Raw genomic sequence first — 12,595 nt, forward strand, 5'->3', positions numbered from 1 at the left:
CCAAGCCACTGATTTTGCTAGGTGAAATAAAACGTTCCGGCATTTCTCATGGTCATTGACCGCCCTGCCCCCTTCCCCTATGTACTGGGCCTTGCATGAACGGAAATTTGACTGCGTGGAAGCCGCGAAATCGCCGCTTCGCGCCGTTTGCCGCGCAGATGGCCCGCCGGGCCGGTTGCAGCGCGCGGCCTGATAGGAGTGCCGCATGGCCGAGATGACGCCCGCCTCGACGCCCGCATGGGCCACTGAAAAGCCGACCGCCCTTCTGGTGCTGGCCGACGGCACCGTCATCGAAGGTCGCGGCCTGGGCGCCACCGGCTCCGCCGTCGCCGAAGTCTGCTTCAACACGGCGCTGACCGGCTACCAGGAAATCCTCACCGACCCCTCCTATGCCGGCCAGATCGTCACCTTCACCTTCCCGCATATCGGCAACATCGGCACCAATGACGAGGACATCGAGGACCTCAATCCCGCCGCCCGCGCTGGTGCCGTCGGCGCCGTGTTCAAGGCCGATGTCACCAACCCTTCCAACTACCGCGCCGGCACGGGTCTCGACCAATGGCTGAAGAAGCGCGGCATCGTCGCCCTGTCGGGCATCGACACGCGCGCGCTCACCGCGCTGATCCGTGAAAAGGGCATGCCCAACGCCGTCATCGCGCATGCGCCCGATGGCGTGTTCGACATCGACGATCTGAAGCGCCGCGCCGCCGCATGGTCGGGCCTGATCGGGCTTGACCTTGCCAAGGAAGTCACCTCGGGCCAGTCCTCGGTCTGGCGCGAGACGCCCTGGATTTGGAACGAAGGCTTTGGCGAACAGGCCGAGCCCTCCATGCATGTCGTTGCCATCGACTATGGCGTCAAGCGCAACATATTGCGCCTGCTCGCCGGCCTCGGCGCCAAGGTCACCGTGGTGCCGGCCAAGACCGGCGCCGAGGAAATCCTCGCAATGCAGCCGGACGGCATTTTTCTCTCCAATGGCCCCGGCGACCCGGAAGCCACCGGCGACTATGCCGTACCGGTGATCCGGGATCTGTTGAAGACCGATATCCCGGTGTTCGGCATCTGCCTCGGCCACCAGATGCTGGCACTGGCGCTGGGCGGCAAGACCGCCAAGATGCACCAGGGCCATCATGGCGCCAACCATCCGGTCAAGGACCACACCACCGGCAAGGTCGAGATCGTCTCGATGAACCACGGCTTTGCCGTCGATGCCGACTCGCTGCCGTCAGGCGTCGAGGAAACCCATGTCTCGCTGTTCGACGGTTCGAACTGCGGCATCACGCTGACCGGCCGCCCGGTGTTCTCGGTCCAGCATCACCCCGAAGCCTCCCCCGGCCCGCAGGATTCGCACTACCTGTTCCGCCGCTTTGTCAATTTGATCCGCGAAAAGCGCGGCGAGGAATTGCTGGCCGAACGGGCTTAGCGCGATCCGCTTGCGCCGCCCCTCATCTGCCTGCCGGCATCTTCTCCCCGTATAGTGGCGGGGAGAAGGAAGCTGGCCGCACTCTTGGCGTTCTTCTCGCAACATTGATAATTGGTGAAACCATCGGACAACAGCATCTTTCTCTCCGTCACTATACGGGGAGAAATGCCCGGCAGGGCAATGAGGGGCGGCGCAAGCGTCAGGTACGATTGGCGCTTCACAGCGAACGCATCGGAATGTCCAAGCCACCGCCCGGCCCTCGCTGGCCTATGGGATGGCCCTCCCTGGTGAGGGCAATGCGCCTGTCATGGCTCATACCTGTGCTCCATCTTCGGCAACGCCGGTGGCGACGTTTGTGCGCGCCACGGGCCTCGCCACCTTGGTAACGAAGACGATGACCGCCAGCGTCAGAAAACATGCGCCGACCAGATAGGGCGCACCGCCGAAGGTCACCGGCGCGCTTGGCCCGGTGAACCAGGAAAAGATCGCTGTATAGAGCAGCGGCGTGATGATCGAGGTGATCGAGAAGATCGAGGTCATCGCGCCCTGCAACTCGCCTTGCGCCGAGGGCGGCACCTTGGCGGCGGCGAGGCTCCTCAGCGGCGGATCGGCCAGCGCTTCCAGGCAGCCGACGACGATCACCGCATAGATCATCCAGCCTTGCGACGCGAAGGCGTAGCCGAAGGCGCTGGCTGCCGTGAATGTCAGGCCGATGACCGCCGTCTTCCACTCGCCAAGCCTCGGGATCACGCGCGGCAGCACCGTCGCCATGACGATCGCGCCGCACAGGCCGAAGGCGCCGAGCGAGAAGCCGATCTGCTGCTCGCTCCAGCCATAGCGGTAGCTGGAGACGAACGACCAAACCGCCGGATACATCATGTGCCCGAGCGTCATCAGGAAGAAGGTGAGCCCGATCCAGCCGATGCCTTGGTATTGGCGCATCTGCAGCAGCGTGCCGACCGGGTTAGCGCGTTTCCATTCGAAGCGGCGGCGATGCTTGTCATCGAGCGTTTCCGGCAGGAAAAACAGCGCAATCAGGAAGTTCACGAAGGCGAGCCCGGCGGCGAAATAGAACGGCACGCGCGGCCCGAACGTGCCGAGCAGCCCGCCCAGAACCGGCCCGATGACGAAGCCGACGCCAAACGCGATACCGAGCAGGCCGAAATTCTTTGCCCGGTTCTCATCGTTCGAAATGTCGGCGATGAAGGCGGACGTCGTCGAATAGCTGGCGCCTGAAATGCCGGCCAGCACACGCCCGATGAACAGCATCGGGTAGGACCAGGCGATCGCGCAAATCAGATTGTCGATGGAGAAGGTCAGCACCGACGCGAGCAGGATCGGCCGCCGTCCGAACCGGTCGCTCAAGCCGCCCATGATCGGCGCGAAGACGAACTGCATCGCCGCATAGACGAAGAACAGCCAGCCGCCTTCGATCGCCGCGCCGCTGATGCTGACCCCGGTCAATTCCCGGAGATAGGCCGGCAGCACCGGCATGATCATGCCGAAGCCGATAATGTCGAGCAGCAGCGTGGTGAAGACGAGCGCAAGGCCCCGTCTGGCGGTTTTGGGGTCGATCATGCTGGGTCAAGCTCCTCTGCTCGCCCTGGGGCGCAGGCGGACGCACCTTATAGGCGAGCCCGCCGCAAGGAACAATAAGGGAACAATCCGGATGCGTTCATCCTGACAGTCCCTGACGGCGTCTTGGCCGTCAGGTCAGTGTCCGGAAGCGGCTATCAGATCGGCCCACTCAGCGTGTTGCATTCCGACAGCTTGCCACTCTTATAACCACGCGCCAGCCAGGTCTGCCGCTGCTGCGAGGTGCCGTGGTTGAAGCTTTCCGGCACGACATAGCCCTGCGTCTTCTTCTGCAGCGTGTCGTCGCCGATCTGCTTGGCGGCATTCAGCGCGCTCTCCATGTCGCCCTGCTCCAAAATGCCCTTCTGCGCGGTGTAATGCGCCCACACACCTGCGAAGCAGTCGGCCTGGAGTTCGATGCGCACCGACATCTGGTTGGCCTCGACCTCGCCCATGCTTTGCCGCATCTGGTTGAACTTGGACATGATGCCGGTCAGGTTCTGGACATGGTGGCCGATCTCATGCGCGATCACATAGGCCCGGGCGAATTCGCCCGAAGCGCCGAACTGCTGATCGAGCTGCTGGAAGAAGGTCATGTCGAGATAGACCTTGTGGTCGCCGGGACAATAGAACGGTCCGGCCGCGGCGGAGGCAAAGCCGCAGGCGGAACGGACCTGGCCGGAAAACAGCACCAGCTTGGGATCCTCATAGGTCAACCCCTGCGACTTGAAGATGCCGGTCCAGGTGTCCTCGGTCTCGGCCAGCACGGTCGCGACGAACTGCTTCATCTCATCATTGGCCGGTGTGGCACCGCTGTCCTGGCCGCTGTTATCGGTGATCTGGCCGCCGCCGCCCGGCGCCAGTCCGCCGCCGCCACCCAGGATCGTCGACGGATCGAAGCCGAAATACCATCCGGCCAGCACCACCAGGATGACGAGGAAGATGCTGCCGCCGCCACCGGTGCGGCCGCCGATCGGAATGCGGAACTGGCCACCGCCGCCGCCGAGTCCGCCACCGCCGCTACGGTCGTCCTCGATATTGTCACTCTGACGACGGCCTCTCCAGAGCATGGCAACTCCTCGCGCTGCGAACTTCCCCCGTTGCTCCGGGGCTCAACCCAACAAACAATTATCCCAATGGTTGCGCCAAGTCACAGCATTTTTCCAAACCGCGGCGGTTCTGGCATGACGACCTCACCGCTCTGGCCGAGAGTGCGCAAGGCCTGTAGCATTGCTCGTGGATGGGGGATGTATTGGGCTTGAAGACGATCGGTTCGTTCCTGTCGCTGATTGCGGCGTTGTTTTGCCTCGGCACGCCGGTAGCCGGCGCGGTGACGCTCGATTCCAGCGTTGCCGTCACCGACCCCGCCACTTTGCAGGCATTGGAGCGCGGCGGACTGTCGATCAGCCGCCTGCTGGGGCCAGCGCTCGGCCTCACCCGCGAGGTCGACAATCGCGGCCTGTTTGCAGTGCCGGCTTTGGCGACAGTGCGCGACACGGTCAAGCAGCAGATCGCCGACGAGCCGAAGACCAGTCCGGACCCCTATGTCGCCGACATGGCCGGATCGAAGGACACCAGCCAGAAATTCAACCCGAAATACATCGATGACGACGGCTCGACGCTGGATCTCACCGGCGTCGTCAACCGCATGGACCGCGGCTATCTCGGCCACACCGAATGCGGCGAGATCCGGCTGATCTACCGCTTCCACTATTCGGTGGCGGAAAAGCCGGCCAAGGGAAAGGCGGGCCAGCGCATTTCCTCGCGCCTGCCGCTGACCATGAGCCTGGTGTTCAACGCCAAACCCAGACAGGCACAAGCACGCGCCTCCAAGGACCTGCCAAGCGCCACCGACGTGTCCTGCGCCGATGTTGCCCAGCGCTGGCTGGCTGCCGGCAAACAGGACCTGCCACCCGACCAGCTTGCCGCCTGGCTGCGCTCCGACGAGGGGCCGCTGTCGGGCGCCATGCTCAATTCGTCGCAGATCATGCGGCTCGAACTCAACATGCAGGTGCTCAGGCTGTCGGCCTCGACGCGGCGCGATTTCGGCGGCCATGCCGAATATCTCCTGAAGATCTTCAAATGGGATCCGGCTGCGTCCAGCTTTTATGAAGCGAAGATGGAAAACCAGATCGACCGTGCCATTGTGCTGGCCGACAAGCCATCCTTCGCCAAATGGCTGCTCACCGACCGCAACATCTATGACCTCGACCATGGCCGGCTGGTCATCGATGAAAAATTCCTGGCCAGGAGCGCCGTCTCCGTCGCACCCGGCGGCCTCAGCCGGTCGCAGAACAACATCGCCTACGGGCTGGTTGACGACGCCGACATCGACAAGGCGCTGAAGGACTACGTCGCCAAAGGCAACACGCTCGCCACCATCAAGTCGGTGGCCGGCTTCGAGTTGCGGCTCAACGAGATGAGCTGCACCGGCTGCCATCAGACGCGTGGCATTGCCGGTTTCCACTACACCGGCGCCGATCCGGCGAGCGAGCCGCGCCGCAACGCCGTCTTCGTGCCGGGCTCGGCCGTGTTCTTCGCCGACCTGCCGCGCCGCCGCGCCATCGTCGAGCAGTTCGCCGCCGGCGGCCATCCGAATTTCACGCGCGGCTTCGCCGCCCGTCCGGACGCCAGATATGCCGAGGCGCTGAAAGGCACCGACCTCTACAATGGCTGGGGCTCGATCTGCTATCGCGGCGAGGACCCAAGCTTCAAGGACTGGAGCTGCGGCACCGGCCTGCGCTGCGCCGGCGTCCATGAAAGCGCCATCCATCCGGGCTTCGGCACCTGCGTCAGCGAGGCCGGCACGGCCGTCGGCGACCCCGTCGAGTTCGGCGAGATCAAGATGTCGAGCTGGGGCAACGACCAGTATTGCCGCCTCTCCCCGGCCACCGCCAAGGCCTGCGCCATCGACCCGGCGCGGGACAAGAAGCCGCTGGTCAAACTCGCCGGCTATGGCGCCGCGCGCCAGCGCTATGACAATCCGCAGCAGAAGACCGGCGGCTTTCCCGGCGGCATGCTGCGCAAGGCGAGCTGCGAAAAGCTTCCCGACGAGGCGACGTGCGGGCGTCTGGCCAAGACCGGCTTCAACGACTGCATCGCGTCGGGCAAGGACCACAAATTCTGCACGAAGGAATTCACCAAGACCGCCGGCCTGCGCGCCTGCGACAAGGCGCATCCCTGCCGCGAGGACTATATCTGCACCGCAGGCTATGACGATCTGGTGCAGGCAAAAGCCGGCAAAGGCACCTGCATCCCACCCTATTTCATCTTCCAGTTCCGCGTCGACGGCCACCCGCGCAGCTGGGTGCAGGATGTCAGGGAGTGAGGGAACGGTTTGCCGGAGGCAAATTGAAAGGTCCACTGGACCTTTCAAAAGGCTCGAACGCCCGCAGCCATAGCGGAGGGCGATAGACACTGCCGCAAGAAAGGACGTAAACCACGTCCAACAGCGGCCTTGGCCTGCAGCCAATCACGTCAGACGCCTAATCTTCCTGTTTGGCGCCGGCGCTCTTGCCGTCAGAGCTCTTCGACCGTTCCTCGAAACGAGCCGCGCCCTTTTTCAGCGGACGGCCCGTTTCCGTTTCGGTCTTGCGCTCATCCCTCGCCGCCGCCTGTTTCAGTCCCGCGGCCGCCTGCTTGCCCTTTGCGGTCGGTGCTTGTTCGATGCCCATCGCTTCCTCCGTTCGCGCGACAAAACGCGCGGTGTCGGGAGCAACGTGCCCGGCGTGCGACGGTTCCGGCAGCGCCGGAAATCTGGCGGCTCAGCGCGCCGTCATCGCCTTGCGGAAAGCTTCCAGCGTCTCGGCGCTGACATGGTGCTCGATGCCCTCGGCGTCGATGCGCGCCGTCTCGGCGCTGACGCCGAGCGAGCGCAAAAAGGCTTCCACCGTCTGGTGGCGGATGCGGCTTTCCTCCGCAACCTTGCGGCCGGCATCGGTCAGGAACACGCCGCGATAGGGTTTTCTCGACACCAAACCGTCGGCGCACAGCCTGGTCAGCATCTTGGCCACTGTCGGCTGGGCGACGCCCAGGCGTGCGGCGATGTCCACCTGGCGCGCCTCGTTGCCGTCCTCGATCAGGTCGGCGATCAGCTCGACATAGTCCTCGACCAGCGCGCTGCGGCGCGCTTCGCGCTGCTGCCGGAAGCCCTCCGAATGAATTTCGGCGTCGAGCAGCGGCTCGCGCGGAACTGGTCTGTTCTTCAGCGCCAATACGCGCTCCTCCTAGGACTATTTGCCATCCATGCTTTCATAGCACGGGCTCTGATTCTTCAGGCCGTTTATTTGCATTGCGCCACAGGTGCAACCAGCGCTTCCGATTGCCGTTTCCACCCGATGACCGCCGGCCGGATGAAAAGCAACGACAATGAAATATAGCATATTGCATAATGTTGAGCCATGGCATAGCTTAGGGAACATCGCCCAGTCTCCCGGAAAGCCCTCCCCCATGTCCGAAGCCGAAGCCACAGCCTCCCGTTCCTCATGGCGGTTCGCCAGGCCCGACGAGGACGAGCAGCCCAGCCTGCGTGAAGTCAATTCCTCCATCGCCGTTCCGAGTTCGGGGGTCTGGTTCCGCCGCCTGTTCGCCTTCATGGGTCCCGGTTACATGGTCTCGGTCGGCTATATGGATCCGGGCAACTGGGCGACCGATCTCGCCGGCGGCGCGCAGTTCGGCTACACGCTGCTGTTCATCATCATGCTGTCCAACCTGATGGCGATCCTGCTGCAGGCGTTGGCAGCACGGCTCGGCATCGCCACCGGCCGCGACCTCGCCCAGGCCTGCCGCGCCTACTATCCCCGTCCGGTCAATTTCGTGCTGTGGATCGCCTGCGAACTGGCCATCATCGCCTGCGACCTGGCCGAAGTCATCGGCACCGCGATCGCGCTGCAACTTCTGTTCGGCATTCCGCTTATCGGCGGCGCCATGCTGACGGCGCTCGACGCCTTCCTCGTGCTGCTGCTGATGAACAAGGGCTTCCGCTATCTCGAAGCTTTCGTCGTCGCGCTGCTGATCATCATCTTCAGCTGCTTCGCCATCCAGATCTTCGTCGCCGCCCCGCCGGCAGGCTCGATCCTGCATGCCATGTTCGTGCCATCGTCGCAGATCGTCACCAACCCGGAGATGCTCTACATCGCCATCGGCATCATCGGCGCCACCGTCATGCCGCACAATCTCTATCTGCACTCCTCAATCGTGCAGACCCGCGCCTATGAACGCACCGAAAAGGGCAAGCGCGACGCCATCAAATGGGCAACGACGGACTCGACCATCGCCCTGATGCTGGCGCTGTTCGTCAATGCCGCCATCCTGATCGTGTCGGCGGTCGCCTTCCACAACACCGGCCACCAGGATGTCGCCGAGATCGGCCAGGCATTCGAGCTGCTGTCGCCGCTGCTCGGCTTGAGCATCGCCTCGATCCTGTTCGCGGTGGCGCTGCTGGCGTCCGGCCTGAACTCGACGGTGACGGCCACACTCGCCGGCCAGATCGTCATGGAAGGCTTTCTGCGCCTGCGCATCCCCAACTGGGCACGCCGGCTGCTGACCCGCGGCCTTGCCATCATCCCGGTGGTGGTCGTCACCGCGCTCTATGGCGAAAAGGGCACCGGCCAGTTGCTGGTGTTCAGCCAGGTGATCCTGTCGATGCAGTTGCCTTTCGCGGTCGTCCCGCTGGTGCAGTTCGTCTCCGACAAAAAGAAGATGGGCAATCTCGCCATTCCGCGCGGCGTCGCCGCCCTTGCCTGGGTAGTCGCCGCGGTCATCCTGGGGCTCAACTTCAAGCTGCTCTACGACACCATGTTCGGCATCGGCTAAGCTCCGCTTCGGAAATCAACTACCGTGCGCCAAGGGTAGTCTCGCGACAAATCGGCAATCCGCGCTATGTTGTCCCGCAGCATGGCCCGGATCGAAGACATCAGGAAATTCTACGCGCGGCTGCTGGTCGCCCATGCCGGCTCGCCCGACCCACGCCTGGAAGCGGCTTTCACCGAGGTGCCGCGCGAGGCGTTTCTCGGTCCCGGGCCGTGGACGGTCATCGCCGGCAACGGCAAGGTCACGACGCCGAGCGCCGACCCGGCCCATGTCTACCAGAACGTGCTGGTGACGCTCGACGACGACAAGGGCATCAACAATGGCGAGCCCTTCCTGCATGCCATGTGGATCGGAAAGCTTGCGCCTAAACCTGGCGAGGCCGTCACTCATATCGGCGCCGGCACCGGCTACTACACCGCCGTGCTGGCCAGGCTGGTTTTACCAAGTGGCACCGTCACCGCTTTCGAACTCGACGAGAAGCTGGCCGATCTCGCGCGACAAAATCTTGAAGCCTATGGCAATGCGACGGTCGTCCATGGCGATGCGGTGACGACGCCCCTGCCGCCATCCGACATCATCTACGTCAATGCCGGGGTCGCAGCGCCACCGGCCGGATGGCTGAAGGCGCTGCGGCCTGGCGGCCGCATGATCTTCCCCTGGCGCCCGGCCGAGCGCGTCCCGCTGGCGGTGATGGTGATCCGCACCGAAAAAGGCTTCGCCTGCGATCCGTTCATGCGATCGTGGTTCATTCCCTGCGTCGGCGCCTCGCTCGCAGACTCAGCGTCGAGGATCCCGACGCGCGAGCAGGCCGCGCGCAGCCGCTCGATCTGGCTGGTGCAGGACAGGGCGCCGGACGACACCGCCACCGCCATATCGGGCGATGTCTGGTTCTCGTCGGAAGATCTCCACCCCGGGCCTCGCAAATGATGGTGGTTCGCCAAAATTTATATGTCGGACTGGTGGCTCGTCGCCCGTCCTTGGGCTGAAGTCCGGCCACGACGGCGTGGACCGAAGAACGGGAGCACTGGAATGAGAAAGATCATCTCGGCGACATTCGTCAGCCTCGACGGCGTCATGCAGGCGCCCGGCGGCCCGCAAGAGGATCCGGTCGGCGGCTTCAAGTTCGGCGGCTGGACCTTCCATTACTTCGACGAGGCGGGGGGCGCAGCGATGAATGAACTGTTCTCCAAGCCTTTCGCCCTGCTGCTCGGCCGCAGAACCTACGACATCTTCGCCGCCTACTGGCCGTATCAGAAAGATCCGATCGCGGATGCCTTCAACCCCGCGACCAAATATGTGGCGACGCATCGGCCTGACACCCTCACCTGGCAGAACACGCAATCGCTCGGGCCTGATATCGTTGCGGAGTTGCGCCGTCTCAAGCAGGAGGATGGCCCTGACCTGCTCATCCAGGGATCTGGCGATCTGATCCAGACCTTGCTCGCCAACGGGCTGATCGACGAAATTCGGCTGATGATCTTCCCGCTGTTGCTGGGCAAGGGCAAGCGGCTGTTCGGCGACAGCGCGATGCCGGCCGCCTTCAAGCTCATCAAGTCGCAGGCAACCAGCACCGGCGTCATCATGGCGACCTACGAACGATCAGGCGAGATCAAGGTCGGGTCGTTTGTCACAGGGGAGCCGTCCGACGCCGAGCTCGAAAGACGCAAGAACTGGAAGTAACGTGTCGGGACTCGGCACCAAGCTGGAACACCCCTCATCCGACCGAGCTTCGCTCGGCCACCTTCTCCCACAAGGGGAGAAGGCGGAGCCTGGCACATGCGGCTCGGCCAATCTTCAACGTCGATGATTGGCAGGGACATGCGCGCAATCTTGCCTTCTCCCCGTGTGGGAGAAGGTGGATCGGCGCGCAGCGCCGAGACGGATGAGGGGTGCTCCAGCGGAGCGAGGCGTTCACGCCGCCACCGGCCGCCGCGCCAGCCCTTCCCGTATATGCCGCGCGAATTCCTGTGCCGCCGGCCCTACCCCATGCCTCGGCAGATGCAGATTGATGGCAAAATTCGGTAGGGGCGGCAGGCCGGACTCCGATGGCAGTATGTCCAGATCGGCTGGCACCGTGGAGGCTAGCCAGGCGGTGACGGCGAGGTCCGACCGCACCGTCGCCGTCGTCGCGTCGATGTTGCCGTTTTCGAACACGGTGCGCCACTCCAGCCCGTGCTCACCGAGCGCCGCCAGCACCGCCGGACGGAAGGCGCAGGTATCGGCGACGATCGAGACCGGCAGCGGCCGCTTGGCGCGGGCAACGCCGCCTTTGGCGCCGACCCAGACCAGCCGGTCGATGGCAAGGCATTCGCCCGCCGACGGGCCGACGCGTTCCTCGATCACCGCAAGGTCGATGGTCCCTGCCGCAAGGGCAGCAGTCAGTTCCGGCGACGAGGCGCAGACCAGCGATATCTCGACCTGCGGATAGGTCTCGGCATAGGTCTTCAGCACCGGCGCCAGCAAGGTGCCGACAAGGTCGTAGGGCACGCCGAGCCGCACCTGGCCGGCCACCGGTGTCCCAGCCATCTCGGCCCAGATCTCGTCATTCAAGGCCAGCAACCGCTTGCCTCTGCCGAACAGCTGTTCACCGGCGCGCGTCAGCCGCAAGCCGCGCCGGTCGCGCTCGAAGAGGCTCGAGCCGAACGCCTCCTCCAGCCGCTTGACCTGCTGGCTGACAGCACCTTGCGTCAGGTGCAGCGCATTGGCGGCCGCCGTCATGCTGGCCTTGTCGGCGACGGTGATGAAGGTGCGGATCAGCGTCATGTCGAGATTTCGGATCATGACCGGCATTATCCATCCTAATGCTGACTATAGCAAACATTGCATTTACTGAAGTTCGCACGCAGCTACGATCGCAGCCCTCTGACAGAGGACGCCGCATGCTCGAGCCCATTCTCCCGCTCATCCTTTTTGCCATCGTCGCCACCACCACGCCCGGCATCGCCACGACCCTGTCTACGGCGTCCGGCGCGCAGTTCGGCTTTCGCCGTTCCGTGCCCCTGCTGGTCGGCAGCGCCGCCGGCCTCGCCACCGTCACGGGTGCCGCTGCCGCCGGGCTTGCCGGTCTGCTGCTTGCCGTGCCTTCGCTGCAACTGGCCATGAAGGTCATCGGCTCGCTCTATCTCCTCTGGCTGGCGATCAAGATCGGCCGCAGCGGACCGCCCAATCTGGATGTGAGCATGGCCAGGCCGAACAGCTTTCTCGGCGGCGCCGGCATTCAATGGATGAACCCGAAAGGCTGGGCGATGGGGTTGGGCGCCGCCGCCTCGTTCGCGGCGCTGGCCAGCGGACCGGTGCAGCTCGCGCTGCTGCTCGGCGCCACTTTCGGCCTCGCGGCCGCCGCCTCGCTATCGCTGTGGTGCGTGGCCGGCATGCTGCTGGCCCGGCTGCTCAAGACCGAGTGGCAATGGCGCGCGCTCAACATCGTGCTGGCACTGGTGCTGGCCGCCTCGATCATTCCGATGTGGCGGACGGTGTAGGGACGCGGCGGCCTTGCAGAACCTGGGGCTTGCCCCCAACAAAGCGCCTATGCGGCGCTGGTCGNCCCCCACTCCGTCTCGGCTTCGCCGAGCCACCTCTCCCCCGATCGACGGGGTAGAGGAAAGGCGCCAGGCTTTTTGCCGTCAACGCNCGTCCAGCAACGCTCCNTTCCTTTCCCTCCGGAGGGGGAAAGGTGGCGCTGCGAAGCAGCGACGGATTGGGGGAACCACGTGGCAATCAAGCCTCACACCGATCAGTCACGCCAGTCACAGAAGATGTGTGCATAGCGTAGCGACAGAGCGGGGG

Annotated in this window: 11 protein-coding genes; 6 read left to right on the forward strand and 5 right to left on the reverse strand. The window is 64.3% G+C overall.

Annotated elements, in window-relative coordinates; genetic code table 11:
- Window positions 1-205: 205 nt before the first annotated feature.
- Window positions 206-1,423 carry a glutamine-hydrolyzing carbamoyl-phosphate synthase small subunit gene (carA, locus tag MESCI2_RS0127540; RefSeq protein ID WP_027039287.1) on the forward strand — a complete coding sequence of 406 codons (1,218 nt, stop codon included), beginning with the start codon at window positions 206-208 and terminating at the stop codon, window positions 1,421-1,423.
- A 312-nt stretch (window positions 1,424-1,735) separates the two neighbouring features.
- Here the strand turns inward: carA and MESCI2_RS0127550 are convergent, their stop codons facing one another.
- Both MESCI2_RS0127550 and ypfJ read right to left on the reverse strand, forming a co-directional pair.
- Window positions 1,736-3,001 carry a TCR/Tet family MFS transporter gene (locus MESCI2_RS0127550; RefSeq protein WP_027039289.1) on the reverse strand — a complete coding sequence of 422 codons (1,266 nt, stop codon included), beginning with the start codon at window positions 2,999-3,001 and terminating at the stop codon, window positions 1,736-1,738.
- A gap of 155 nt (window positions 3,002-3,156) precedes the next feature.
- A complete protein-coding gene (ypfJ, locus tag MESCI2_RS0127555) occupies window positions 3,157-4,068 on the reverse strand; it encodes a KPN_02809 family neutral zinc metallopeptidase (RefSeq protein WP_027039290.1) in 912 nt (303 codons plus the stop codon).
- Between the two features lie 188 nt (window positions 4,069-4,256).
- Here ypfJ and MESCI2_RS0127560 point away from each other — a divergent pair, with 188 nt between their 5' ends.
- Complete coding sequence (locus tag MESCI2_RS0127560; protein WP_245270482.1) at window positions 4,257-6,326, forward strand: hypothetical protein; 2,070 nt, start codon at window positions 4,257-4,259, stop codon at window positions 6,324-6,326.
- Window positions 6,327-6,483: 157 nt separating this feature from the next.
- Here the strand turns inward: MESCI2_RS0127560 and MESCI2_RS0127565 are convergent, their stop codons facing one another.
- Window positions 6,484-6,672: a hypothetical protein gene (locus tag MESCI2_RS0127565; RefSeq protein WP_027039292.1), complete on the reverse strand. Its 189-nt coding sequence runs from the start codon at window positions 6,670-6,672 to the stop codon at window positions 6,484-6,486.
- A 90-nt stretch (window positions 6,673-6,762) separates the two neighbouring features.
- Window positions 6,763-7,212: a manganese-binding transcriptional regulator MntR gene (mntR, locus tag MESCI2_RS0127570; protein ID WP_027039293.1), complete on the reverse strand. Its 450-nt coding sequence runs from the start codon at window positions 7,210-7,212 to the stop codon at window positions 6,763-6,765.
- Window positions 7,213-7,447: 235 nt separating this feature from the next.
- Here mntR and MESCI2_RS0127575 point away from each other — a divergent pair, with 235 nt between their 5' ends.
- From MESCI2_RS0127575 to MESCI2_RS0127585, 3 genes are all read left to right on the forward strand, one after another.
- Complete coding sequence (locus MESCI2_RS0127575; RefSeq protein ID WP_027039294.1) at window positions 7,448-8,812, forward strand: Nramp family divalent metal transporter; 1,365 nt, start codon at window positions 7,448-7,450, stop codon at window positions 8,810-8,812.
- An 81-nt stretch (window positions 8,813-8,893) separates the two neighbouring features.
- Window positions 8,894-9,736 (forward strand): protein-L-isoaspartate O-methyltransferase family protein, encoded by an 843-nt coding sequence (locus tag MESCI2_RS0127580; protein WP_032901478.1) that lies wholly within the window; start codon window positions 8,894-8,896, stop codon window positions 9,734-9,736.
- 102 nt (window positions 9,737-9,838) lie between these two features.
- A complete protein-coding gene (locus tag MESCI2_RS0127585) occupies window positions 9,839-10,489 on the forward strand; it encodes a dihydrofolate reductase family protein (protein ID WP_027039296.1) in 651 nt (216 codons plus the stop codon).
- Between the two features lie 231 nt (window positions 10,490-10,720).
- Here MESCI2_RS0127585 and MESCI2_RS0127590 read toward each other — a convergent pair whose 3' ends face one another.
- A complete protein-coding gene (locus tag MESCI2_RS0127590) occupies window positions 10,721-11,590 on the reverse strand; it encodes a LysR family transcriptional regulator (RefSeq protein ID WP_027039297.1) in 870 nt (289 codons plus the stop codon).
- 98 nt (window positions 11,591-11,688) lie between these two features.
- Here MESCI2_RS0127590 and MESCI2_RS0127595 point away from each other — a divergent pair, with 98 nt between their 5' ends.
- A complete protein-coding gene (locus MESCI2_RS0127595) occupies window positions 11,689-12,288 on the forward strand; it encodes a LysE family translocator (RefSeq protein WP_027039298.1) in 600 nt (199 codons plus the stop codon).
- Window positions 12,289-12,595 lie beyond the last annotated feature (307 nt).

This window comes from Mesorhizobium ciceri WSM4083 (genome assembly GCF_000519305.1).
In the GTDB taxonomy this organism is placed as follows: domain Bacteria; phylum Pseudomonadota; class Alphaproteobacteria; order Rhizobiales; family Rhizobiaceae; genus Mesorhizobium; species Mesorhizobium ciceri_B.

Excerpts from the sequence above, each read along its gene's own strand:
- MESCI2_RS0127595 (WP_027039298.1), top strand. The coding sequence starts at position 11,689 with ATGCTCGAGCCCATTCTCCCGCTCATCCTTTTTGCCATCGTCGCCACC.
- MESCI2_RS0127575 (WP_027039294.1), top strand. The coding sequence starts at position 7,448 with ATGTCCGAAGCCGAAGCCACAGCCTCCCGTTCCTCATGGCGGTTCGCC.
- MESCI2_RS0127580 (WP_032901478.1), top strand. The coding sequence starts at position 8,894 with ATGGCCCGGATCGAAGACATCAGGAAATTCTACGCGCGGCTGCTGGTC.
- MESCI2_RS0127565 (WP_027039292.1), bottom strand. The coding sequence starts at position 6,672 with ATGGGCATCGAACAAGCACCGACCGCAAAGGGCAAGCAGGCGGCCGCG.
- carA (WP_027039287.1), top strand. The coding sequence starts at position 206 with ATGGCCGAGATGACGCCCGCCTCGACGCCCGCATGGGCCACTGAAAAG.
- MESCI2_RS0127590 (WP_027039297.1), bottom strand. The coding sequence starts at position 11,590 with ATGATCCGAAATCTCGACATGACGCTGATCCGCACCTTCATCACCGTC.
- MESCI2_RS0127585 (WP_027039296.1), top strand. The coding sequence starts at position 9,839 with ATGAGAAAGATCATCTCGGCGACATTCGTCAGCCTCGACGGCGTCATG.
- MESCI2_RS0127550 (WP_027039289.1), bottom strand. The coding sequence starts at position 3,001 with ATGATCGACCCCAAAACCGCCAGACGGGGCCTTGCGCTCGTCTTCACC.
- ypfJ (WP_027039290.1), bottom strand. The coding sequence starts at position 4,068 with ATGCTCTGGAGAGGCCGTCGTCAGAGTGACAATATCGAGGACGACCGT.